This is a genomic window from Aquimarina sp. EL_43 (assembly GCF_943422735.1).
In the GTDB taxonomy this organism is placed as follows: domain Bacteria; phylum Bacteroidota; class Bacteroidia; order Flavobacteriales; family Flavobacteriaceae; genus Aquimarina; species Aquimarina megaterium.
Genome location: NZ_CALSBR010000001.1, coordinates 5986408 through 6011747 on the forward strand (window position 1 = coordinate 5986408; position 25340 = coordinate 6011747).

25 protein-coding genes are annotated in these 25340 nt (G+C 32.4%); 15 read left to right on the forward strand and 10 right to left on the reverse strand.

What is annotated here, in order from left to right:
• Window positions 1-25 precede the first annotated feature (25 nt).
• From NNL09_RS25550 to NNL09_RS25560, 3 genes are all read right to left on the reverse strand, one after another.
• Window positions 26-943, reverse strand: coding sequence for a TIGR01777 family oxidoreductase (locus tag NNL09_RS25550; protein ID WP_196911260.1), 918 nt, complete (start codon window positions 941-943; stop codon window positions 26-28).
• Between the two features lie 132 nt (window positions 944-1075).
• A complete protein-coding gene (mnmD, locus tag NNL09_RS25555; RefSeq protein WP_196911288.1) occupies window positions 1076-1756 on the reverse strand; it encodes a tRNA (5-methylaminomethyl-2-thiouridine)(34)-methyltransferase MnmD in 681 nt (226 codons plus the stop codon).
• 11 nt (window positions 1757-1767) lie between these two features.
• Window positions 1768-2274, reverse strand: a complete 507-nt coding sequence (locus NNL09_RS25560) for a DUF4920 domain-containing protein (protein ID WP_025667704.1) — start codon at window positions 2272-2274, stop codon at window positions 1768-1770.
• 322 nt (window positions 2275-2596) lie between these two features.
• Here NNL09_RS25560 and NNL09_RS25565 point away from each other — a divergent pair, with 322 nt between their 5' ends.
• Window positions 2597-3664, forward strand: coding sequence for a branched-chain amino acid aminotransferase (locus tag NNL09_RS25565; protein ID WP_025667703.1), 1068 nt, complete (start codon window positions 2597-2599; stop codon window positions 3662-3664).
• Between the two features lie 80 nt (window positions 3665-3744).
• Here NNL09_RS25565 and NNL09_RS25570 read toward each other — a convergent pair whose 3' ends face one another.
• A complete protein-coding gene (locus tag NNL09_RS25570; protein WP_025667702.1) occupies window positions 3745-4131 on the reverse strand; it encodes a nucleoside triphosphate pyrophosphohydrolase family protein in 387 nt (128 codons plus the stop codon).
• Between the two features lie 415 nt (window positions 4132-4546).
• On the opposite strand from NNL09_RS25570, the gene NNL09_RS25580 reads away from it, so the two are divergent.
• The 6 genes from NNL09_RS25580 (at window position 4547) to NNL09_RS25605 (ending at window position 10281) form a co-directional block, all read left to right on the forward strand.
• On the forward strand, window positions 4547-5167 hold the full coding sequence (locus NNL09_RS25580) for a hypothetical protein (RefSeq protein WP_196911261.1): 621 nt from the start codon (window positions 4547-4549) through the stop codon (window positions 5165-5167).
• Between the two features lie 120 nt (window positions 5168-5287).
• Window positions 5288-5947 carry a hypothetical protein gene (locus tag NNL09_RS25585; protein ID WP_196911262.1) on the forward strand — a complete coding sequence of 220 codons (660 nt, stop codon included), beginning with the start codon at window positions 5288-5290 and terminating at the stop codon, window positions 5945-5947.
• 84 nt (window positions 5948-6031) lie between these two features.
• Window positions 6032-7846, forward strand: a complete 1815-nt coding sequence (locus tag NNL09_RS25590; RefSeq protein ID WP_196911263.1) for a sensor histidine kinase — start codon at window positions 6032-6034, stop codon at window positions 7844-7846.
• The gene (locus tag NNL09_RS25595) at window positions 7843-8469 is read left to right on the forward strand and encodes a response regulator transcription factor (RefSeq protein ID WP_196911264.1); all 627 of its coding nucleotides are present in this window, start codon (window positions 7843-7845) and stop codon (window positions 8467-8469) included. Before NNL09_RS25590 ends, NNL09_RS25595 begins: the two co-directional genes overlap by 4 nt.
• Before the next feature lie 86 nt (window positions 8470-8555).
• Window positions 8556-9722 (forward strand): S8 family peptidase, encoded by a 1167-nt coding sequence (locus NNL09_RS25600; RefSeq protein WP_196911265.1) that lies wholly within the window; start codon window positions 8556-8558, stop codon window positions 9720-9722.
• A gap of 124 nt (window positions 9723-9846) precedes the next feature.
• Window positions 9847-10281, forward strand: coding sequence for a hypothetical protein (locus tag NNL09_RS25605; RefSeq protein WP_196911266.1), 435 nt, complete (start codon window positions 9847-9849; stop codon window positions 10279-10281).
• 52 nt (window positions 10282-10333) lie between these two features.
• On the opposite strand, the gene NNL09_RS25610 is transcribed toward NNL09_RS25605, so the two are convergent.
• Window positions 10334-12385, reverse strand: coding sequence for a dihydrofolate reductase (locus NNL09_RS25610; RefSeq protein WP_196911267.1), 2052 nt, complete (start codon window positions 12383-12385; stop codon window positions 10334-10336).
• 92 nt (window positions 12386-12477) lie between these two features.
• Here NNL09_RS25610 and NNL09_RS25615 point away from each other — a divergent pair, with 92 nt between their 5' ends.
• The 5 genes from NNL09_RS25615 to NNL09_RS25635 all read left to right on the forward strand — a co-directional run bounded on the left by NNL09_RS25615 (window position 12478) and on the right by NNL09_RS25635 (window position 17123).
• A complete protein-coding gene (locus tag NNL09_RS25615; RefSeq protein ID WP_196911268.1) occupies window positions 12478-13512 on the forward strand; it encodes a GyrI-like domain-containing protein in 1035 nt (344 codons plus the stop codon).
• Between the two features lie 149 nt (window positions 13513-13661).
• Window positions 13662-14027, forward strand: a complete 366-nt coding sequence (crcB, locus tag NNL09_RS25620; protein ID WP_196911269.1) for a fluoride efflux transporter CrcB — start codon at window positions 13662-13664, stop codon at window positions 14025-14027.
• A gap of 41 nt (window positions 14028-14068) precedes the next feature.
• Window positions 14069-14407, forward strand: coding sequence for a P-II family nitrogen regulator (locus tag NNL09_RS25625; protein ID WP_196911270.1), 339 nt, complete (start codon window positions 14069-14071; stop codon window positions 14405-14407).
• Window positions 14408-14728: 321 nt separating this feature from the next.
• Window positions 14729-15838, forward strand: coding sequence for a porin (locus tag NNL09_RS25630; RefSeq protein ID WP_196911271.1), 1110 nt, complete (start codon window positions 14729-14731; stop codon window positions 15836-15838).
• Window positions 15839-16010: 172 nt separating this feature from the next.
• Complete coding sequence (locus NNL09_RS25635) at window positions 16011-17123, forward strand: porin (protein WP_196911272.1); 1113 nt, start codon at window positions 16011-16013, stop codon at window positions 17121-17123.
• Window positions 17124-17173: 50 nt separating this feature from the next.
• Here the strand turns inward: NNL09_RS25635 and NNL09_RS25640 are convergent, their stop codons facing one another.
• On the reverse strand, window positions 17174-17788 hold the full coding sequence (locus NNL09_RS25640) for a DUF1684 domain-containing protein (protein WP_196911273.1): 615 nt from the start codon (window positions 17786-17788) through the stop codon (window positions 17174-17176).
• Window positions 17789-17923: 135 nt separating this feature from the next.
• Between NNL09_RS25640 and NNL09_RS25645 the strand changes: the two genes are divergently transcribed.
• Entirely contained in the window at window positions 17924-19138 is a 1215-nt protein-coding gene (locus NNL09_RS25645) for an MFS transporter (protein ID WP_196911274.1), read from the forward strand.
• A gap of 25 nt (window positions 19139-19163) precedes the next feature.
• Window positions 19164-19919, forward strand: a complete 756-nt coding sequence (locus NNL09_RS25650; RefSeq protein WP_196911275.1) for a DJ-1/PfpI family protein — start codon at window positions 19164-19166, stop codon at window positions 19917-19919.
• A gap of 299 nt (window positions 19920-20218) precedes the next feature.
• Here the strand turns inward: NNL09_RS25650 and NNL09_RS25655 are convergent, their stop codons facing one another.
• The 3 genes from NNL09_RS25655 to NNL09_RS25665 form a co-directional block, all read right to left on the reverse strand.
• Window positions 20219-21640: a hypothetical protein gene (locus tag NNL09_RS25655; RefSeq protein WP_196911276.1), complete on the reverse strand. Its 1422-nt coding sequence runs from the start codon at window positions 21638-21640 to the stop codon at window positions 20219-20221.
• A gap of 55 nt (window positions 21641-21695) precedes the next feature.
• A complete protein-coding gene (gene sigZ / locus NNL09_RS25660) occupies window positions 21696-22229 on the reverse strand; it encodes an RNA polymerase sigma factor SigZ (protein ID WP_196911277.1) in 534 nt (177 codons plus the stop codon).
• 391 nt (window positions 22230-22620) lie between these two features.
• A complete protein-coding gene (locus NNL09_RS25665) occupies window positions 22621-23085 on the reverse strand; it encodes an Lrp/AsnC family transcriptional regulator (protein WP_025667862.1) in 465 nt (154 codons plus the stop codon).
• A gap of 250 nt (window positions 23086-23335) precedes the next feature.
• On the opposite strand from NNL09_RS25665, the gene NNL09_RS25670 reads away from it, so the two are divergent.
• Window positions 23336-23719 carry a hypothetical protein gene (locus NNL09_RS25670; RefSeq protein WP_196911278.1) on the forward strand — a complete coding sequence of 128 codons (384 nt, stop codon included), beginning with the start codon at window positions 23336-23338 and terminating at the stop codon, window positions 23717-23719.
• Window positions 23720-23760: 41 nt separating this feature from the next.
• Here the strand turns inward: NNL09_RS25670 and NNL09_RS25675 are convergent, their stop codons facing one another.
• A complete protein-coding gene (locus NNL09_RS25675; protein ID WP_035096897.1) occupies window positions 23761-25308 on the reverse strand; it encodes a sodium:alanine symporter family protein in 1548 nt (515 codons plus the stop codon).
• Window positions 25309-25340: the final 32 nt, after the last annotated feature.

A 25340-nucleotide genomic window follows, 5' to 3' on the forward strand; every position in this document is an offset into this window, starting at 1 on the left:
GGTACTCATAAGAGTATCGGTTTTTTTATCTAGCCTCTTTATCGATAAGCACATCTACTGCTGAAGCAATATTATCAAAATTAAAATCAAATCCTGTAGTAGAAATCTTACTACTACTAACCCGCTGACTAGAAAACAAAAGGCTATGCATTTCTCCTAAAAACAATTTCATTGTTAGCCTTGGTACATTAGGCAAAATTATTTTTTTATCTAATTTCTCTGCTATAGTATTCATTAGTTTTTTGTTAGAAACAGGATTAGGAGCCACCGCATTAAAAACTCCTGTTAACTCTTCTTCTATAACAAACATAAACATGCGGGCCAGATCATTAACATGAATCCAACTTTGCCATTGTTTACCATTTCCAAAGAAAGCTCCCATTCCAAATCGAATAGGTTTTGCCATTTTGGGAAAAGCTCCTCCTTTCTCAGATAAAACCAATCCAATACGAAGTAGACTAACTTCGATATCTAACGTTTTAAACTGCAAGACAGCATTCTCCCATTGGGTAACTACTTCTCCTAAAAATCCAGTGTCACGCTCTGGAGCATCTTCTGTATAATAATTCTGAAAAGAATCTGGATATATACCAATAGCACTTGCAGAAACAATATGACGAACCGAATGTTTTATATTTTTTAATGATTCTAAAATAAGAGAAGCAGTATGTGTTCTGCTTTCTAATATTTCTTTTTTATAAGAAGATGTCCACCGTTTTGCTACCGTTGCTCCAACTAGATTAACAATCACTTCGACATCATTAAAACAATCGGTATCGATTTCCCCTTTTTTTGGATCCCAAAAATAACCTGTATAGTTCGTTTTAGAACTTAGCTTATCTTTACTAGTGGTAAGGTAGTTTACTTCGATTCCAGATTGATGGCACAGATTAACTATTTCCTGGCCTACCAAACCTGTTGCACCAGTAATTAAAACTTTCACATGTCTAAATTTTAGTGATTATTAGATAATTAATTTACTGCAAAATACTACCGACTTACAATAAAACCTATCTCTTTATTATAGGTTTAACATACGTTTAGTATTCTTCTAACTTCCTAATAAATAGTATATTTATGATTCTACTTTTGTAGTTCTAAGCATTTCTCGTTTTCCTGGTGGCCCGGGAAGTCTTTCTACTACAAAACCTACCTCTTGCATTGCACGTCTTACGCTGCCTTTTGCCGCATAAGTAACCAAAACTCCTCTCGAACGAAGTGCTTCATACATCTTCCTAAAAATCTCTATTGTCCAAAGTTCGGGTTGTACCCTAGCTCCAAAAGCATCAAAATAGATTAAATCAAAACTGTTTTTATCTATTATATCTGCAAAAAACTGCTTACGCTTAACGAGTTTAAAGTTTGAAGTGATATCTACTGGCAATTCCCATAATGATTGGTGCATTGTATCAAAAACCTGTTGTTTCTCTTTTACAGCAAGTACTTCGGGATAATTCAATAGTTTGGCCTCTGGTAGTGCTACTGGATATCCTTCTACTCCAACATAATAAATTGGTAGATTATTTTTTTCTGCTTCAAGAAATGTTATAAAAGCATTTAGACCTGTTCCGAAACCTATCTCCATAATATCCAGCGAACCCGACTTATTTTTACTCAGAATATGATCGAATCCACTTTTAATAAACACATGCTTTGCTTCATTAATTGCACCATGTTTAGAATGGTAATGCTCATTTAACTCTGGCAAATGAATGGTTTTTGAACCATCGGCAGTGGTAATAATTTTACGTTGTATCTCTTCTTGCATTATTCTTTTATCAAAACACCTTCTGCTACAAAAGAATACGTTTTCTTAGGAGTTGTAATACTGGCAATTTCTTCTTCGGTTTTTCCTGCATCACTGGCAAAATGGCGTTGTTCATCTACAGACATCTCAGTCACAAATGCTTTACCCTGAACAATGATAGTATCATTTTCTATGTTCTTTGGCACAAAAAAACCATAATCTTTAAACTTCACCATAGTTTCTTTATCACCATCCAAAGCTACTTTCATCCAACAACCTTTAGCCTTACAAACAGCATTTACCGTACTCGAAAAAGCAACTGCTACTGTATCGCCTTCTTTTAAGTTTTCATATTTTTCTGCTATTGCATCTCTATTGTAAATATGATCTGAAGATACTTTATCACCAAAACTTTTATAATTTTCACTTGAAATATCGTTAACAGAAAAAAAGTTTTCTGTCTTAGTCGATGAATTACAACCTATTAGTACTAACAATCCTACAAAAAACAGTGCATTTTTTTTCATAATCCTTTATTATCTTTATGTTTTGCAAAATTAAACATTTTTAAAATTCTTATTTTATAAGAAAAGGGTATTTTTGTAGTGAATTAAAAGGATGTTAGTATTCCTTTGGTTTTGAGACAAAGAATATGATAACAAGCTGTAAAAAAGCCTAATGCTATCATTAACTTTTAAAAGATAACCAAGTAAAACGAGCATTAAGAAATTTAGATATTCTTTTCTTCAAAGTAGCTATTTTAAATCTCTTACCATAGTATGTAGTGACTACACTCATTCTTAACCTTTTAACCAATGTAATGTAAAATAATTAAAACGACTGAAACAAATGAAAAACACAATTTCTCAAGCCTTGAAAATTAGTGAAGTAAGTGAGTCCAAAATCGGACAAGTAGATTTTGAAAATCTTAATTTCGGGAAAATTTTTACAGATCATATGTTTGTCTGTGATTATGTGAATGGAGAATGGCAAAATCCAGAAATTGTTCCTTACGGTCCGCTCACTATGGAACCTTCTGCTCGTGTTTTTCATTATGGCCAAGCAGTTTTTGAAGGGATGAAAGCGTATAAAGATGATAATGGAGATACTTTTTTATTCAGACCCGATGAAAACTTTAAACGTATCAATATATCTGCAGAGCGTTTGGCTATACCAGAATTTCCTGAAGATTACTTTTTTGAAGGACTAAATGCCTTGTTAAAATTGGATAATGAATGGATTAAGCCTGGTTATGGAAATTCATTATACATACGTCCTTTTGTGATTGCAACCCAGGCAAGTGTTTCTGCTTCTGAAGCAGATGAATATAAGTTTATGATCATATGCTCACCTGCTCAATCCTATTATAGTGGTGATGTAAGTGTATTGGTTGCAGAAAAATTTAGTCGTTCTGCTAACGGAGGTTTTGGATATGCAAAAGCTGCCGGAAACTATGCAGGGCAATTCTATCCAACAAAACTAGCACAAGAACAAGGATACCAACAAGTGATCTGGACCGATGCTAGTACTCATGAATATATGGAAGAGGCAGGAACAATGAATGTATTCTTTAGAGTTAATGACACCTTACTTACAGCTCCTGTTAGTGATAGAATTCTTGATGGGGTCACTCGTAAAAGCTTGATTACTATTGCCGAAAAAGAAGGTATTAAAGTAGATGTACGACCTGTTAAGGTTAGCGAAATTGTTGAAGCTGCAAAAAACGGAAGTTTAAAAGAAGTTTTTGGCGCAGGAACTGCTGCTGTGGTGAGCCCTGTAAAAGCATTTGGTTATAAAGGAGAGCATTACGAAATCGAAAAGCAAGAAAATTCTTATGCTTCTTATTTCAAAAAAGCACTAATGGATATTCAATACAATAAAGCCGAAGATACTTTTGGCTGGAGATATAAAGTGTAGTTTGGAGGTATGAAAATTATACCGACTATATTATGAAAACAAAACTCCCGAAAAAATATTTTTTCGGGAGTTTTAGTTATTTATCGATCTAAGATTTCTTTAATATTGGGTTTAAAATAATTAGGACCTTTAAGCACTTTACCATCCTCTCTGTAAATAGGCTGCCCATCTTCACCCAGTTTACTCATATTACTACGCTGGATTTCATTAAACACTTCTTCTATCTTGTGTTGCATACCATGCTCGATAATAGTACCACACAAAATATATAACATATCACCCAAAGCATCAGCAACTTCTACCAAATCATTGTTTTGAGCAGCCTCAAAATATTCTTCATTCTCCTCTTTCATCAAGTTAAATCGAAGTGTATTTTTAGCTTCTCCCAAATCTGCTATGGGTTCGTTTTTATATCCTAGTTTAAATGAGGTATGAAATTCTTGTACCGCAGCAATTTTATCTTTCATCAGTATATTTTTATAGATTATCTTTGCCGTAAAAATAACAATTTATGTTTAGTCAGGGCCAGTTAATATTTGCAGGATTTTTTGTCGTAGCATTTATCATCTTAATGATATTTAGCTATCGAAAAGACATCAAACTACATCGCAAATATTATAAGGGTAGTCTTTTTATTCTCATTGGTTTTATTATCTTTATTTTGTTGCTTTTTGCGTTAAAAACGTATTTACAACCCGAGTAAACCATAAACACCCCTAGAATTTCAGTCAAAATAGTTGCATTTTGGTTACTACCGTATTGGTACGTAATCTGCCTATCTTTTTGGTTTTTCTTAAACCATTAGGATAAAATACCTTGTATTGGGTATGGATTTACCCCAGTTCTTTTAGAGTATTGAAGTACATAATTAAATACAATGTCATGAAAAAAATCTTAATTAAAACTATTCCTTGGGCTACAATAATCGCTTTAATTGTATTCTTAGCTGAAACTTGTAATCGCGTCAAGACTTGTTGTGAAATCTGTTATGAATATTCTGATCAACACATAAAACACAAAGACAATAACGAAGATTATATGTTAAAATTCAATTGTTCAGAAAAAACAAATTTTCAACCTATTCATTTAGATCTAGTACATAGTTTTGGATTACTTGGTTTAATGGAAATTGACAATAATTCAACCTTAAAAAAAATGCATATACGTCTAAAAGAAATAGGAAAATGTGAAAAATATAGCATTGTACAAGGTTCTATTAAATACTTAAATCATACAGTAGATTCAATAACTAAAAACAAAACGCATCATATTACTGTAAAACTTCGAATGAATAATAGTGATAGAGTAAAAGAGGATATTGTAAAATTACCCAAAAGTATTATCAGCATAAAAAATGAAGATCTGATAGATATTCACCTAGATGCAAAGGATTTAAATATCCCAACATTTGAAGAAATAATTAATGGTATTGTTATTCACAAGCCACTCACTCACTTTGGGGATCAACAATGTAATAGTAGAATAATCGGAGGAGCAAATTAAAACAAGTTAAGTTATTTTATAAAAAATACTTAGAAAAAAAGAAAATACCATGTATTGGGTATAGATTGATGTTCTCTTTTTTGAGAGTTTTGGATAACTAAATAACTAAAACTAAATATCATGTTGAAAAAAATAATTAAGAGAATCAAATGCTCTTTTATAGCTGCTTCAGTTTTTATACTGATAATATCTTGTGTTAATTCAAATGAATCCAAAAATCTTGGAGAAATTTATGACATGAAAACGACTGAATTAAAAAAAACAACTGAATTAAAAAAATTGCTAAACAAAAATAGTGATGAAGATCTTACGCTGACTTTTAATTTTTCTAAAAAAAATAAATTTCAGCAAGTTCATTTAGACTTGATCAATGATTTTGGGTTACTTGCAATGATAGAATTAGAAAATGATACAATACTAAAGAAAATCCACATGAGGCTTAAAGAAATAAAGGATAACAAAAAATATAGCCTTGGAGAAGTAAAATATCTAGAATCTAATATGGTTGATTCTAATACCCAAAAAAAAGTACATCATATAACAGTGGAGCTCACTCATAATATAGGAGAAAGGAAAAAGCAAAGTATTGTTAAACTACCTAGTATTAATCCCGTTTTTAAGAACGGTGAAATAATTGATATTCATATAAATGCCGAAAATCTAGGCATCCCAAAAACCAAATTAGTGTTTAAAGACAGTATCTTAACAGGAACTTACAAAGAGGCAACTCATTTTGAGGATCAACAATGTAAAAGTCAAGTAATAGGCATATTAAACTAAACATAACAATTGAAATACAGAAACTTATCAATATTATTATTTCTTTTTCAAACACTAATTAGCTTTTCTCAAAACAATCTTATTTTGAGAAAAGCTTTGGAAGATTTAAAAAGATACGACATAGAAAGCGCAGAAAATAAGCTAAACTCTATTACATCCTCTCCGGAGAGAGAGTTACTATTATGGAATGTTAACATGCTTAAGTATGGAATTAAAGATACTATTGTTACAGACAATAAAACTATGTTTAGCTCTAAACTAGAAGAAGTTCTGGAAACTATAAAAAATGGCGATATTTATAAAAACCTTAAAGTACCTAATGATTCGTTAAGTTTCAGTTACTATCAAAAAGCTTTTTTGATTTCAAAATCAATAAATGACACGCTTTTGATTCAGTTTTCGAGTAATAAGTTGATAAGTCATATGTATTTTAGATATACTCAAACACTAAAAACAATCCCTTCATATATTGAAGAATACAGAAAATATATAAATAACAAAAGTGATTTGGCAACATTGCTCTTTTATGATATTAGTGTTGATGCTGCTATTAATAGAGAACCTCAAATTTCAAGACTCAAAAAAGCCAGTGAAATAGCAAAAAAGAGTGGGAATCAATTTATCACCGGAAAGCTATATCAAATGACTGGTATTCAATATAATTATTTTTTAAAAGAAAGAGATAGTGCTTTTCTCTATTATTCAAAAGCAGCAAAAATATTTCAACCATCACCATATATTTTTGCAGAATATGAAATGTTCAACCTTAATAGCAATTTTGGATTAATAAGAAAAGATGAAGGGAAATATAAAGAAGCTATTCAATTTTTGAATCTAGCTCAAAATAACAAATTACCTAATAACAGTTATCTTAGGAGAAAAAAATTATATTCCAGTTTATCTAAGACCTATAGGGCTATGAAAAATTATGATAGCGCCTTTTATTATAATGATCTTGAAAAAACACAAGCAGATTCATTAAATGGCTATAAAAATGCTCTTGTAATACGAGAAATTAATACCAAATACCAAACTGCAGAGAAAGAAAAAGAAATAGTTCAACTATTAAACACTAATCTTAAAACCGAAGCCAGTCGAGTACAAAACAGAAACCTACTAATAGGATCTCTTTCTCTTATCCTTGTGGGTTCAATATTTGTATTTCTTGTATACAAAAACACCAAACGCAAACAACGTATCGCAGAGCAAGAACGAGAGATCGAAATCCAAAAAACAGAAAAACTACTTAAAGAACAAGAGCTTACTGCTATTGATGCTATGATCTCTGGGCAAGAGAAAGAACGACAACGTTTGGCTAACGAATTACATGACAACCTGGGAAGCACACTAGCAACTGTTAAACTTCATTTTCAACATTTGCAAAACAATAAAGACAATCCCAAAGTTGAACATGTAGAAGAATTATATACAAAAACGAATGCACTGTTAGATGAAGCTTATCAAAAAGTACGTACTATCGCTCATGAGAAAAATAGTGGAGTGATGGCCAATCAAGGATTATTACCCGCAGTTAAAAAACTTGCTAAAAAAGTGTCTAATAGAGATGGATTACATATCGAAGTACAGGATTATGGACTTGAGGAGCGATTGGATAACACATTAGAAATATCAATCTTTAGGATGATACAGGAGTTAATCACCAATACTATTAAACATGCCCAAGCTTCAGAAATACATATCTCTTTAACCAATCATGATTCTCTTTTAAATATCATCATAGAAGATAATGGTAAAGGCTTTGATGCCAAAATATTACCCAAAAAAGAAGGAATGGGGTTAAGAAATATCGAAAAACGAGTAGAACATCTAGAAGGTACATTCGAGATTGATTCTACTATCGGAAAAGGAACTAACATCATTATAAATATACCTATATGATCACAGTAGCTATTGCAGAAGATCACCAATCTCTTATTGATGGTGTAGAACTTCTTCTTCGGTATGAAGAAGAAATTAGTATTGTTGGTATGGCTAATGATGGAGAAGAACTCCTCAATATCGTAAGAAGAAAACAACCTAAAGTTGTACTTACCGATATCAGAATGCCAAAAATTGATGGTATTGCAGCTACCAAAATCATAAAAAAAGAATTTCCTCACGCCAAAGTTATTGCCTTCTCTATGTTTGATCAGGAAGATGCTGTTCGGCAAATGATCGAAGCAGGTGCATCTGGATATTTGCTTAAAAACTCACCCCTGGAAGAAGTGTTAACAGCAATACAACAGGTTGCAAAAGGAGAGACTTATTTTGATGCCGCTATTGATCCAACACTCTTCTCTAAAGATGCTAAACAAGCTCCTAAAAAACAACTGTTATCAAAAAGTGAACGGGAAATCCTAGCGCTCATTGGGCAAGGAAAGACCTCATCAGAGATCGCTGCTATTCGTTTCAATTCTGTATCCACAGTAGAAACACATCGTAAAAATATAATTCGCAAATTAGGCCTACATGGCAAAGGAGAATTATTGCGCTATGCCATCGAAAAAAAGTATGATTTTTAGATAACCATTGCTAATATACCCACTATTGGGGATTCTTCTCTGTTTCATTTCAAGTTAAATTTAACAAACGTTAAATTCAAATAAAAATGGAACTAAAAAGAACAATTACTGTATGTTTTAAAGAGCCTACAAATCTAGAAAGTGGATTTGCACTTTCTGAATTAAAAGAAAAATCAAGCTTTCCTTTAGAATTCAAACCACTTTTTGACTTACCAAAGAACGACTCTGATGATGATGGAGATCTTCTTGTTGCACCGTATAGTGAAATGTCTAAAGAAGAACAAAAACTTTATCGAATGCATGAGCTTGAATGTAATATCGATGATATTAGTCAAATAGAAGATATGCTTAGAAATGACCCCAATATTTCTTTTGTCGAAGTAAACCAGCTCTATGAGACAAAATTTATTCCAAACGACCCTGCATTTCCGCAATTATATGGGGTTCAGAGAATAAATTGTCCTGCGGCATGGAATAAAACCTTAGGGGATGGCGTCACAGTAGCAGTAATTGATAGTGGAGTAGATTATAATCATGAAGACATTAAAAGTAATATGTGGACCAAAAATGGGAAGTATGGTTATAATTTTTCAGAAAACAATGATGACCCATATGACAATACTGAAAAAGGTCATGGAACTCATGTTGCAGGTACAATTGCAGCAATAGCTAATAATAATACAGGTATTATTGGAGTAGCTCCAAAAGCAAAAATCATGGCTATTAAAATATTCCCAAATGCTTATACAAATGTGATTGCAAAAGCTTTAAAATTTGCTGTTGACAATGGTGCTAAAATTTTAAACAATAGTTGGGGACCTACACAAAGAACTCCCTCTTCACCTACACTAGAAGCTGCAATAGATTATGTACATAGTAAAGGAGGTATTTGTGTATTTGCTGCAGGAAATTCAGGCGATGACACTAAATACTATTCTCCTGCCAATTACAATAAAACTATCGCCGTTGGCGCTACTAATAGCAATAATAAAAGACCTACTTTTTCTAATCATGGAAAAAGTGTGGATATCTACGCTCCAGGCCATAATATTTTATCACTACAAAACAAAAGCAATAGTTATAGTTATAAAAGTGGTACTTCTATGTCTGCTCCACATGTTTCGGGAGCATTAGCACTATTACTATCTACAAACCCGCATTTAACATTTAATCAAATATTATCAAAATTATCTAGCAGTTCTACTCAAATTAGCTCAGAAATTAAGCTTTTAAACTGTAAAACATTAGTGTAATTACTCGCAAAAAACAGAACATTCGTTACTGCTCTTAATATTCAAAACAATACATATTTCTATGATAAATACCTAAGAGCAGTTTCTTTTAAATTTATTTACAAATTAATAAAATCAATGTGCAATGAAAACAAAAACACTATTACCTCGCGTATTTACAGAAAAAGACACACTAATCGAACCTACTATAAATGCAGATAGTTATTTTCAAAAAGTTATAAAATACATTCCTGGAGAAATTATTGCCTTTTATTTAGTATTCAACAAATTTGCTATTGAAGAAGGAAAAACCGGTTTTTTAGTTTTATTTTTTATTGGATTAATACTCACCCCTTTTTATAAATACTTTGGGCTTAAAGATCAATCCAAAACATTAAACACACCGTGGTTTCAAATTATTATATCCATTATAGCATTTACTATTTGGGTATTTGCGTTAGGAGATTTCAATGAAATACAGATAATCAATTACAATCCATTTTATGCTTCACTAATCTTAGCTACATTTACTTTAACAACTCCAATTTTAGAGCAAATTTTTGAATTCAAAAAGAAATAAAAAAGAGCCTCAAAATAAAGAGGCTCTTCTATAGAATTTTTATACCATTTGATTAATTCACCTCTGGTAAGAAGTTATAATTCTTACTGTACCATAACATTTGTTCTTCGAAGGTTTTAGGTTGGAATACTTCAAAACCTGTAATCTCATCTGCCTCATCGGTTTGAGGTACTAAAACAGGGTTTACAAAACCACTATATGGTGCAGATGTAAATTGCTTATTACGCTCTAACACTTCTGCATGTACTGCCTGATCGACTTTTACACCATATCCTTCTACCAAAGCTTCTGCTGCTTTATAATCTCCTTCAGATTTGATACGTTGTGTCTCTCTTAATAAACGTCCAAAAATTTCGCGTAACTTAGCATAATCATTAATATTATAGTAGGTTTTTCCTTCTCTGGTTACCTTTTCTATTACATTATCTTTCTTTCCTTGCTCAAAAGCCCAGCCACTTACCCACTGGCGATTACGCATATGTGCTTCTTCTACATCATCTCCTAAGTTTAAACGAATCAATTGTGTCATTAATCCATTTCTAATATACCCATCATAAGCAGCTTTACCTGTCTTTTCCCAATCTTCAACCAATCCTAGCTCTTGTAATTTTGGATCCATTAAATAGTATAATCCAACTAAATCAGCACGACCTTCTTCCATAGTAGAAGCATAGTTCTTTAATGTTTCTTTAGTTTCACCTACTCCAGGATTTAATTTTCCAGATGCATGACCAACTACTTCGTGTAATGCCGTATGTAATTTATCTGCTAATTGTCCATATTTTTCTTCTAGTTCGAACTCTTCATCATCATGTACAAATTCTTTTAAACGTCCCGAACCGCCAGCATTATTATAAGCTCCGATAATATTTCCTAAGGATACAGATTTAGAACCAACAGCAGCTCTAATCCAATTTGCATTAGGAAGGTTTACTCCTATAGGTGTACTTGGTGATGCATCTCCTGCTTCTCCTGCAACAGCTACTACCTTATATGAAACTCCTACCACACTATCTTTTTTATGAGCATCCATTAATGGAGAATTATCTTCAAACCACTGTGCATTTTCTGATAGTACAGACATTTTTTTAGACATATCAAAATCCTTGATCTGTACAATAGTTTCATAAGAACCTCTATATCCTAATGGATCATTATACACTTCAATAAAACTATTAATGTAATCTATATTACCATCAATAGCTGCTGTCCATGCCACATTATAATCATCCCAGGTTTGTAAATTTCCTGTTTTATAATATTCGATCAATAATCCCAAAGCATCTCCCTGAGCTTCATTTTCTGCTACACTTTTTGCTTTCTCTAACCATTTGATAATTTCGTCGATTGCAGATCCATATAATCCTCCTGACTTATATACTCGTTCTTTTAACTTTCCATTTTCTTTTACCAACTGAGAGTTTAAACCAAAGGACAAAGGTTTCTCTTCATTTGGAGATTTCATTTTACCATAAAACGAAGTAACATCGTTATTGGTAACGCCAGGCCCATAAAAATTAACTGCAGATAGTGCTACATTATCAACTCCTTTTGCTTGATTTACTTTTTTAGCATCTTGATCATTAAAAATCACTTCATATACCTCCTTAGATACTTCTGTACCTGTAGCTGCAAGCAGAGAGCTAAAATAATCCTGGTTAAATTCTGGCTTGATCTTATCATTACTGTAATGGTGATGAATCCCATTAGAGAACCAAACTCGTTTTAGATACGTTTCAAAAGCTTTCCAATTTGCATCACTCTTATTACCTTCATAAGAAGTGTAGACTTTTTCTAATGCTTTTCGAATAGTAAGATTATGACGGTAATTCTGATCCCACATAATATCTCTTCCACTTAACCCAGCCTGAGTAAGATAATATACTAATTTTTGTTCTTTCAAAGTAAGATTATCCCAGCCTGGTATTTGGTATCTTAAAATTTTAAGATCTGCAAATTGCTCTACAACATAATCAAACTTTTCCTCTGTTACCTCCTGCTTTTGTTCCTGTTGGTCAATTTGATCCTTAACACTTGGATCCTTTTTACAAGCAATCATTAAACTAGTGATCGCTATAAAAAATAATATTCTGTCGAGTTTCATTTATTTTATTTTATTGTTTTGACAAATGTAACAAAATAAAAGGATGTTAAAATTGTTTATATTAGCTGACCAAACAATCTAAACTAACTAACATGAAAATAGTAAAATATTTATTTTTTCTATTATTATTAGTAATAATTGGCGGAGCTGTTTATGTTGCTACCATAGACGGTGAGTTTCAAGTAGAAGAAAGTAGAGTAATCGATGCTCCTGATGAATTGTTATTTACTACAATCAATGAGTATAGAACCTGGGATAAATGGGGGCCTTGGATGGATGAATCTGATGATTTCATCATGGAATATCCAGAAAAAACAAGTGGTGAAGGAGCTTCTTATAGCTGGAAAAGTGAAACAGAAGGAGATGGTAAAATGGAGACCATAAAAACTTCTCCGTTTACCAGCATAGATCAAAAAATTACCTTTATCACTCCTATGGGTGAAAGCATAAGCGATGTGTACTGGAAATTTGAAAAAATTGAAGATAAAAAGACTAAAGTAACCTGGGGTATGAAAGGTGAACAATCTTTTATGGAAAAAGCATTCTGGGCTACTCAAGATAGTAGTATATCGAAAATGCTAAAACCTATGTATGCTCGCGGACTCGAAAAACTCGATGCATTTACTGATGAAAAGATGAAAAAATATACGGTTCATGTAGATGGAATTACAGAACATGGGGGCGGTTTCTATATGTACAGTGCTACTGCTTCTTCAATAGCTGTAATTCCTGAAAAAATGAAGGAAATGATCCCTGCAGTAGATACGTATATGAAACAAAACAATCTTCCACGAACAGGAATGCCATTTACACTATATAACGAGTATAACGAAGAACAGGGAACTGCAATTTTCTCTACTGCAATACCAACCAGAGATAAAGTAGTTACTCCAAAAGAAAGCGCTATTCTTTGTGATTTTTTACCAAGACAGAAAGTGGTTAAAACCACACTTAAAGGAGATTACAACAATCTAAAAGAAGCATGGGAGGCTGGTTATAAGTATATTGCAGAAAATAACTTAGAGCCAAATACAGAATCTGCAGCTTTTGAGGTATATCGGGTAGAACCAACGTTACAACCAAATCCTGCTGAGTGGGTTACCGAAATTTATATTCCAATAAAATAACACCTTATAAACTGCATTTTATGATTTGATAGAATGCAGTTTAATACATTAAACACATAGAGCAATTTAGTTGATCCTATATCATTGGAAGCTTTATACAAACATACATCAATGCTACCCTGGGCTTAAAAAAACAATAGATAAAACAGATGAAACAAATACTCTTGGTATTTATCGGAGGTGGCACAGGTAGCATCGCACGTTATCTTATAAGTAAATACCTTAATAGTTCTTCTACAGGAATCCCATATGGCACCTTTACAGCTAATATTTTAGGTAGTCTCTTTATTGGGATTATTCTCGGGCTAGCTCTTAAAAACAATGTAATATCGCAAAACACAGTTACCCTTTTGGCAACCGGTTTTTGCGGGGGATTTACTACCTTTTCTACATTTGCTTATGAAAATCATGTATTACTAAAATCGGGAGATTTTATCAATTTCATGATCTATGCTATTGGATCATTTGTAGCTGGAGTTCTTTTCATATTTTTAGGGATGTTTATAGTAAAATAATACTATAAAAATATACCAGAGATTAATTCAAATAAAGGCTTATGAAAAAAATTGAAGCAATTATACGCAAATCAAAATTCGAAGCTGTAAAAGAAGCTCTACATAAAATTGAAGTAAATTTCTTTACTTATTGGGATGTAACTGGTGTCGGTAATGAAAAGAAAGGTCGTATATATAGGGGGACCTCCTATAATACATCTGATATTCCCCGCAGTTATTTATCTATAGTGGTCTGTGATGAATTTGAAGAAAAAACAATTCGCACACTAATTGATTCTGCCAAAACCGGAGAAGTCGGTGACGGAAAAATATTTGTATCAAATATCCAGGATGCTTACCGAATTAGAACCGAAGAAAAAGGCAATCAGGCATTACATTAAGTGTTTAGCATATTAATCACCTCCAATACCTTTCATCTAAATATATACATATCGTTTTTTTGATCACCTTCTACTTTCTAATCTATTTATTAAAGTTTTTTAGACCAAAACAAGCACATATTGTAAGAAAAGCTTAAAAATGCGCTTTCAAATTCTCAAAATACATCAAAATAAAAGTTATACCCTAATTTTAATAGGGTATAAATTATAAAATAAATAAAAATATACAATCATACCCTATTTTTTATATGGTCAAATTTGTTTTTATATAGTTTTATCGTTCCAATTAAAAACTAATTATAACGGTAATCAATGTTTATTATGAAAACAAAAACCACCACATTTTTAAAAAAAGTAGTTCTTTTTACTTTAATCTTGTTAAGTTCCAAAGTTATTAGCCAGGAAGAAAAACCAAAATCAACACTAGATAAGTTATTATCTAAAATAAACTTATCAGGATCTATCGACGGATACTACAGGTACAATTTTGGAGCGCCTAATGACAACTCGGCAGCTCCAAAAACATCATTTGCAAACGATAATGGCTTTGCACTAGGTATGGCTAATACCGTCTTGGAATATGAAGGCGAAAAAGTTGGGTTCGTAGCTGATCTTGTCTTTGGACCCAGAGGCGAAGATGCTGTATTTAATTCTGATGATTCTGCTCAAATCATTAACCAATTATTTGTCTACTGGAATGTAACCAAAAGCATTAAACTAACCTTCGGTAATTTCAATACTTTTATAGGGTATGAAGTGATTTCACCAACTGGAAATTTCAATTACTCTACTTCATATATGTTCTCATACGGCCCTTTCTCACATACTGGTTTGAAAGCAGATATTGCAATAAGTAAAAGATGGTCTGCTATGCTTGCTGTAATGAACCCTAGTGATTATACAGACAATAACCCTTTTGACACCTATATCGCTGGAGCACAAATAGGATATACCCTGGATAATGGTAGTGCTTTTCTAAATTTTAGATATGGTAATGAAGGAGAACCAGGAGAAGTAGGTCCTACTTTTCAGGTAGATCTTACTACAGGATGGGATCTTACACAAGATTTTTATCTTGGCGTAAACACAACCTACGTATCTACAGAACCACAAGAAAACGGAGATACTTCTGGGTTTTACGGACTAGCACTATATCCTCAATACAAAACATCTGAAAAATTCGCTATAGGAATAAGAGGAGAATATTTCTCGGTTTATAATGGCGGATTAACAGATGTAATTGGACTAGACACACAAGGTGACGGAGATGTTATTACAGCTACCCTTACAGGAAATTATACGATCGGAGAGTTAACGCTTAAACCAGAATTAAGAATCGATACTACTTCTGAAGATTTCTTTTTAGATAATGATAGAGAAGCTACAAAAAGTCTTTCTTCTTTTGTACTAGGAGCAGTATACAAGTTCTAATATATTCATTTTATAAAGTAAAAGCGTTCTGAGTGATCAGAACGCTTTTTTTATTCACGATCTGAACACTTTTGTTATTAAAGACACTTACAACTTTATCCTTTCGGGTTCAAATTCTTTTACATAGTTTTACACCCCTAATCAAAAACAATTACAACAATTATAATTAACTATGAAAGTAAAGATTATCACAGAATTTTTAAAAAAAGCAACTCTCCTTACTTTATTTCTTTTGAGCTTTAATGCCATTAGTCAAGAAGAAAAACCAAAATCAACACTAGATAAGTTATTATCTAAAATAAGCTTATCAGGATCTATTGACGGATACTACAGATACAATTTTGCAGCCCCTAATGACAACTCGGTAGCTCCAAAAACTTTTTTTGTAGATGAAAGCGGTTTTGCATTAGGTATGGCTAACGCTATTTTGGGATATGAAGGCGAAAAAGTTGGGTTTGTAGCTGATCTTGTCTTTGGTCCCAGGGGCGAAGATGCTGTATTTAATTCTGATGATTCTGCTCAAATGATTAACCAGTTATTTGTCTACTGGAATGTAACCGAAAGCGTTAAGCTTACCTTTGGTAATTTTAATACTTTTATAGGATATGAAATGATTTCACCAACAGAAAATTTTAATTATTCTACTTCATATATGTTTACCTATGGCCCTTTATCTCATACTGGTTTGAAAGCAGATATTGCGATAAGTAAAAAATGGTCTGCTATGCTTGCTGTAATGAATCCTAGTGATTATACCGAAAACAACCCTTTTGACACTTACATCGCTGGAGCACAAATAGGGTATACCCTGGATAATGGTAGTGCTTTTCTTAACTTTAGATATGGTAACGAAGGAGAACCAGGAGAAGTAGGTCCTACTTTTCAGGTAGATCTTACTACAGGATGGGATCTTACACAAGATTTTTATCTCGGCGTAAACACAACCTACGTATCTACAGAACCACAAGAAAACGGAGATGCCTCTGGGTTTTACGGAGTAGCATTATATCCTCAATACAAAACATCTGAAAAATTCGCTATAGGAATAAGAGGAGAATATTTCTCGGTTTATAATGGCGGATTAACAGATGTAATTGGACTAGACACACAAGGTGATGGAGATGTTATTACAGCTACCCTTACAGGAAATTATACGATTGGAGAGTTAACGCTTAAACCAGAATTAAGAATCGATACTACTTCTGAAGATTTCTTTTTAGATAATGATAGAGAAGCTACAAAAAGTCTTTCTTCCTTTGTACTAGGAGCAGTATACAAATTTTAATATATCTATTTTATAAAGTAAAAGCGTTCTGAGTGATCAGAACGCTTTTTTTATTTATTCTCTGGATATTTCTTATATGCCTTAACACCAACAGGAATTTTCACATCGAGATGATTTGCTTCTGGAGGTATTGGACAAGAATACCTATCGTTATACGCACAATATGGATTATACGAAGTATTAAAATCAATAATAATATAGTCTCCTTCAGGGATTTTTAGATCTATAAAACGTCCTCCTGCATAACTTGATTCTCCATTAGTTAAGTCTGTAAAAGGGAGAAATAAATAATTTTCAAATTCTGGCTGAGTTTTTAATCCTTGATTTTGATACACTTGTAATACATACGATTTTTTCTGTAGTTTAAAATGAACCTCTCCATATTTGACATATATAGGCTCTCTCCCTGTTGTGGTTTTCATCACAAAAGGTGTTTCATATGGTGTACGAACAAATTTTGCTCGGATACAAAAAGAAGTATCAATTTCAAAAAAATCAACCGTTTTAAAACGTTCTAAATCTTTTGGGGTTAATGGTGAAGTTTCTTCAGAAGCAAAATCTTTGTTAAGTTCTTCTTGAAAAGACAATATTCTTTCTATTGCTATAGAATCCTGAGCAACTAAATTTCCAATAAAAAACACAAATAAAATTGATATCCTAAACACTTCCCCTTTGTTTTTTTTGCAAAAGTACAATTTACAATTAGTTAACTAATTAATTTTAATAAAATTATGCTTAAATAATAGATAAAAAACTACTTTTATCTATTAATTGGAAGTCTAATACAAATCACAAATACATTGCTAAAACTTTTACTTCATTATTTCAACTCTTTTTCTGGGCTATCAAAAGAGGTGTGGTGGTTAGCTCTGATCACTCTAATCAATAGAGCTGGGGCAATGGTCATTCCCTTTTTATCACTATACTTAACCGATGACTTAAATTTTTCGTTACAGCAAGTAGGTTGGATTATGACCAGTTATGGATTAGGTTCTTTTTTAGGTGCCTGGTTAGGAGGCAAACTAAGTGATCAAATTGGTTACTATAAGGTTATACTTATTTCTTTGTTATTAACGGGTGTCTCATTTATAACTATTCAATATTTTACTAGTTTCTGGAGTATTTGCGTCGGTTTCTTTGTACTAATTGCAATTGCAGATATGGCTAGACCTGCTTTTTTTGTAGCATTAAGTGCCTATAGCAAACCAGAAAACAAAACCAGATCATTAACTTTTATTCGACTTGCAATTAACCTAGGCTTCTCTGCCGGCCCTGCAATTGGTGGACTAATCATAGCATCTATAGGATATTATGGTTTATTTTGGGTAGACGGGATTACTTGTATTATAGCCGGATTAGTGATGATACAAACGTTACATCCCAAAAAAGCAAAAATACAAGACAAAGAAGTTGTTGTCGAAAATCCGGTAAGCGCTCATAAGGATGGTGTTTATGTCTTGTTTTTAATCGCATTGGCTTTATTTGGATTTATATTTGTTCAGTATTTTTCTACAATTCCATTATATTATAAAGAAATACACCAACTATCAGAACAAAAAATCGGATTATTACTTGCTTTAAATGGTGCTTTGATATTTTTCTTTGAAATGCCATTAATAGCATATCTGGAAAAGACAAAATTATCTAAAATAGGGAATGTTATTGGCGGATTTGTCCTAACAGGCATAAGCTTTCTACTGTTATTAGTTACTCCGTGGGCAGGAGTTTTGGTTATCGGAATGATTATCGCCACACTTGGGGAGATGGTCGCATTTCCATTTGGAAATGCTTTTGCTCTAGACAGATCAAAAAAAGGAAGACAGGGAGCCTACATGGGTTTGTATAGCATGTCTTTTTCTTTAGCTCATATTTTTGGTCATAATTCTGGGATGCAATTCATAAATAATTTTGGATTTGAAAACACCTGGGTTTTTATGGCCCTGATTGCTACTTTAGGAACATTTTTATTATATATCGTAAAACGAAAACTTAATCAGGAAAAAGTACCTGGTTAACCTATTTTTTATAAAACCTATACCAATGAAAAATTTCTTTTTTACCTTTTGTATTATACTAATTTATAGTTGTACCCAAGTACAGCAAGAGAAACAACCTGATACTGTAAAAACAGAAGCAATAGAAGAGAAAAAGAGCTTTCCTAAATTAGAGCCTAATCGATATAATGTTGCTTTCCTTATTATGGATGGTACCTATAATACGGAATTTACGGCACCGTTTGATATTTTTCAACACACTCAATATCGTAAAAACATAAAACAAATGAATGTTTTTACTGTTGCAAATACGGACTACCCAATAACTACATTTGAAGGTGTAAAAATTATACCTGATTATAATTATGTAAAAGATTCTTTGCCTCAAATAGATATTTTGGTAGTTCCTAGTGCCGAGCATCATTTAGACACCGACTTAGATGATAAAGTGATGATTGATTTTGTAAAACAAGTTGATAAAACTGCCTTATTTATGACCTCGCATTGTGATGGAGCATTTGTTCTTGCTAAAGCCGGAGTTCTTGATAATGTAGTATCTACTACTTTTCCTAGTGATATTGATCAAATGCGAAGTACATTTCCTAATCTGGATATTAGAAAAGAAGTTTTATTTGTGCATGACAAAAAGTACATAACTTCTGCCGGAGGCGCCAAAAGTTTTGAAGCTGCGTTATATTTATGTGAACACTTATATGGTGAAGAAATTGCAAGGTCACTTGCAAAAGGATTAGTCATTGATTGGAACCTGAAAAAGGTACCTCATCTGGTAATCAATAAATAAAAATAATAAAAGCGACCTTATTCAGATCGCTTTCAGTATTTAGGGTAAATTACGTACTCTCTTTAGCTTCAAGATTCGGGGTCTTTAGACTAATGTCCTCACACTTAATTTATCCCTGATGTATTCCAAACTAATATTTTAAATCCGTATCGTCATACAGTTTAAAATGTTAATTCTGGACGACACATCAAGTATTTTTTACTATTGTAAATATAATGTAAAAAAATCATATACACCAAAAAAATGACGATAAAAAACATATAAATTCGATGAAATACACAAAATTTTATGATTTCAATTTATTTTGAAAAGAAGTATTTAGAATTTCCGAGGTATTTTTTTATTAATTTATTATACTTTTCAGACATTTTTAAGGCCAATGTCCCTTCTATGGTGTACAATGCGTTTAGATCTTTATATCCGTTTTTCAACATTTGCTCTAAATAAAACAAAGCTGTTTCATTATCTTGATCCTGGGCGCTTAATGAAATCACTTTTCGATACGATTCAAAATCTTTTTTATCGACTAGTGTACTTAATATATTAAGGAATAAATTTTCCTCCAGATTTTCTTCTTCTTTAAGAAGTTGGTTTTTATAACTATCAACCAGATACTTCACATACCCTTTCATTCTATAGGCCATATAACGAGCAAGTTTTTCTTTCCCCAAAATCAAGGTATCTAATTCTGACATTTGATACTTCCACCATCCTAGATTTTCAAATTCTTTTACTTCAATATCTTCTTCCATAGAAAGTAAATATACTTCTCTAAGAAAATTTTCCTTGTTCAGGTATTTTGTTTCCAGTCGTTTCTGTTGCTTATACTCTTTGGTTTTTCTAATTTCTTTCTGTTTTTCTTTTAGATCGTTAGTATTAAAAAAGGTTCCATATTTGAGTCGTATACCTTTTACTTCATCAAACGCATTTAAAAACTTACCTTGATCCAGATACAATTCTACTTCTTTCATTTCTTTCTGAAATAAGTTCTTAACCCAAATAGAATCTTTAGGCATCCTTCCTTTATTCATTGCTTGTAATGTAAAATCAGAAAGTGCTTTTTTAATCTGTTTATTGAGCAATAATCCAGAATCTTTTTCATAAACATAAACATCGGCAGGAACTGCTCTGCTTTTTAAGTACTTTTTAATATTGAAAAAATCCTGGTACTTATGATTATCAATACTTACAATACCCCGATAAGAAAAGCTCTTTTTGATCCTTATCCTCGAATCATAGAAATATGTATCCTCTATTGCAATTACTCCAAACACCTCATTAGGGTATAAAGCAGCTAGTAAACTCGCTAGTTTTGCATCTTCTTGTACTCCTGCGATATAAATTCTTCCTTTTTGAATCGGAAAAAGAGAAAAAACATGACTCATAAAATCTGATACATATTCTACTTTCTTTTGTGCTTCTTGCTCTTCTAGGAAATTACTAATCGCAACAATATACCCATGTTCTTCGGCTGCTTCTCTATATAAGTGTGCAGTTTTCCCTGTATTTCCCGAACTATCAAATCCCAGTAATAGGGGCCAACTTTTATTTAAATTAAAAGATTTGGGTAAATAAATACTAAAATGATTACCTGTCGAAGGAATAATCAAAGAATCTATAACAACTCCCTTTTTGAGTGTAAGTGTATTTTGCCCATAACTTATTAAACTTAGGCAAAGTATAACAAAAAAGAGGTACTTTTTGGTAAACAATATTGACACAACGCAATGATTTTATAACTAAATGACACAAAAAATATACCACTTAATAGCGTTTTTATCTACATATTTTACAATTTTCTTTCTCTTTGGTCTCTCCTACTAATTTTCCTTTGTCATCAAGTTTATAATCACAACAATCCATATACCCTTGTATGATCATTTTTCGGGCACGTTGTATTTGTGATTTAACGGTCGATAAGGGGATCCCTAATTGCTCTGCAATTTGTTTTTGCTTAAAACCTTTTACATCAGAAAGAAGTAATGGTTTTCGGTATTTTTCTGGCAGCCTGTTTATTAACTCTGGGAGACAATCTTTTTCAGAATGGTCAGTAGTCTCTTCATATATTTGTTCTTTTACAAAATCTGTAGTCTGTTTATTTTCTTTTAAATAATCATATACTGTATTTCTTGCAATTGTAAACAACCAGGATTTGATTTTAGAATGGTCTCTAAGTTTATTTTTATTACTGTGTACTTTTATAAAGGTCTCTTGTATCAAATCATCTACAATTTGATCATTTTTCACTTTACTTTTTATAAATAGTCTAATGTCTTCATGATAGGTTTTCCAAAGATTCGAAGTTTCCATAAATCAAAACAGAAATACCCCTATTTCTACTAAAAACAGAAATAGGGAAGTTATTGTTAACAGCTACATCCGGTACATTCGCATCCTATACAGGAGCAGTTAGAACATTGCCCCTCTACGCAACTTGAACATGTACAGGTACATTCTTTATTTTTCATAACGCTATTGTTTTACTATGATTATATACCTATAGGACTAAAACAGATACAAAAAGATGCATAATTATCTCATAAATTTAATGAAATCTGATTTAGCATCATAAAAAAACGTCTGAAAGCATTCAGACGTTTTTCATCTTTTCCCTGTACTCTCTTTAGTTCCCCAAACTAATGTCCTCACACAAGATAAAGATTGCTCTTTATATACATATAATCAAATCTCATGCCATAAATTAGGCATCTAGTTCTCCAAATTCGACATGACTGGTAATTGGATTATTTTCTATAAGATTAGACAGTATAATATGTGTTTTAACTTCTCCATAAGTGATCAACCTATCTATAAATTCTTGTAAATGTATTTGATCTCTTAACACTACTTCCATAACTATATTTTCGTTACCTGTGATTCGATAACAATTCATGACTTCCTTAAATTCTGATACCTTTATCAAAAACGGTTTTAATCTTCCCATAAATGCTCGTAGTGTAATTATTGCTTTTAATTGATACCCTGTTTTGGTATATGAGACATCGGCAATATACCCTTTTAAAATCCCATAATCTTCCATCTTTTTTATCCTTTCGGCAACTGCAGGAGAACTCAAACCTACTTTTCGTCCTATTTCTGTATTAGATAGTCGTGCATTTTGTTGTAAACACTTCAAAATATCCCAGTTTATAGCATCTATTTTCATTACAATATTTTTCAGTTTTTTAGTGATTATATAAAATATGTATAAGCTCTCTTTTTCTATCGATATCTAAACTTTTATACTATATATTATATACATCTACATCTACTAATTATTAATTCGGGTATAAAAATTTCACTTTTAAGCAAAAAGCAATAAAAGTCCTTAATTACTAATGTAAATTAATCATTTAACTTTAAATAATAAAGAAAAAATACTAAAAATAACATTATTTTTGATATAACAAATTGATATGAGATTACAGCCCCGAAATAAAAGGTTATACAAGAAGGCTCTCGAGATATTTACACTCTCTCGAAGTATTTCAAATTATCTTGTTCATGATTTAGCTCCATTACAAAATAATGGGAGTGAGCATCCTCATATTTATTTTACTGGTGACATCGTAAGACAATCAGATGCACTGGCTCCCAAAATAATTAAAGCCGAAAATCAAACCTTTCAGGATGAGCGTATAAAACACGCTACTTCTCTGATACATATTACCAATAGGCTTTACAAAAATTGTGAACGTCTTGAACAATCTGAAAGTAACGGAAAAGAATTCTTAATTCTATTGCGCAAAGAGCTTAGAAAATTTAAACATCTGCAACGTTCCTGGATGATGAGTTTATAAAGTTTCCTCTTTATAGATTTTACTTTTTTCATTTTACAATATTATCTAATCCTTCTGGCAATACTCTTTTTGTAGCGTTTTAATTCGTCTTTCACTTTAGGACTTAATAAAAATAGCCCGATCATGTTGGGTACCATCATTGCAAAAATCATGGCGTCACTAAAATCTGTGACTGCATTTAGTGTAGCTGCAGCACCTACTACTGTAAAACAGCAAAAAATAGATTTATACAAGTATTCTGTACGTTTGCTTCTTCCAAAAAGATAGCTCCAGGCCTGGTATCCATAATATGACCATGAAATCATAGAAGAGAAAGCAAAAAGTAATACTGCAATCGTAAGGAGATACGGAAACCATGAAACACCACTCTCTAATGCAGATGCAGTAAGAAGAACTCCTTGTTCAAAATCAATTTCGGTACTTGTATCTACCTGCCCAGTTATAATTAACACCAAAGCAGTCATTGTACACACAACTACAGTATCGATAAAAGGCTCGAGCAATGCCACTAGTCCTTCGCTTGCAGGGAAACGTGTTTTTACCGCACTATGTGCTATTGAAGCACTACCAACTCCTGCTTCATTACTAAAAGCTCCTCGTCTAAACCCCTGAACCAATACTCCTACAAAGCCTCCCATCACTCCTTCAGGATGAAAAGCACCATCCCAAATTGCACTAAATGCAGCTGGAATAGCCGAACTATACAACACTAAAACTGTTAAGACTGCTGCAATATAAATCAATACCATAAAGGGTACAATCTTATCGGTTACACTTGCTATTTTTTTGATTCCGCCAATGATAACAACACCTACCAATATCGCCATGATAACTCCAAACACCCAACCTTGTCCATGCAACATTGAGTTATCCGAAATTATCACATGGTCAAACAATTTAAAGGCCTGATTTACCTGAAACATGTTACCACCACCAAACGATCCTCCTATACACATAATAGCAAAAATTATAGATAGTACCTTACCAAATTTGGCGTAGCCTTTTTCTCCTAAGCCTTTAGTTAAATAATACATAGGACCTCCAAAAATTTTCCCTTCACTATCTACCTCCCGGTATTTAACTCCCAGGGTACATTCTACGAATTTTGAAGACATCCCTAACACCCCAATAATAATCATCCAGAGTGTTGCCCCGGCACCACCAATAGACAAGGCAATTGCAACACCAGCAATATTACCCAGCCCAACTGTAGCCGAAACAGCTGTAGTTAATGCCTGAAAATGGCTAACTTCTCCTTTTACATCATCATCCTTATTTTTTTCTTCCATCGAAATGCTTTCAGTAGATAATTCATCTGTCTCTTCCTGATTCAAATTCTCTAAAGCATCGTATTTTCCTCGAACTACTTGTATTGCGGTATAAAAACTTCTTACATTAATAAATTTAAAATATAATGTAAAATATCCAGCTCCTAATAGCAATACTACAACTACCCAAGGAATCCCTACAGTGTCTGTGATAGGGATTTCGGCTAGAATTGCATCGACAAACCAACTGGTAGCATCACCAAAAACACGATTGATATTTTCATCTAAATTTTGTTCTGAAATAATACAAGGAAATAACATGGTAAAATTTTTAAAGCAAATTGCTCTAAAAA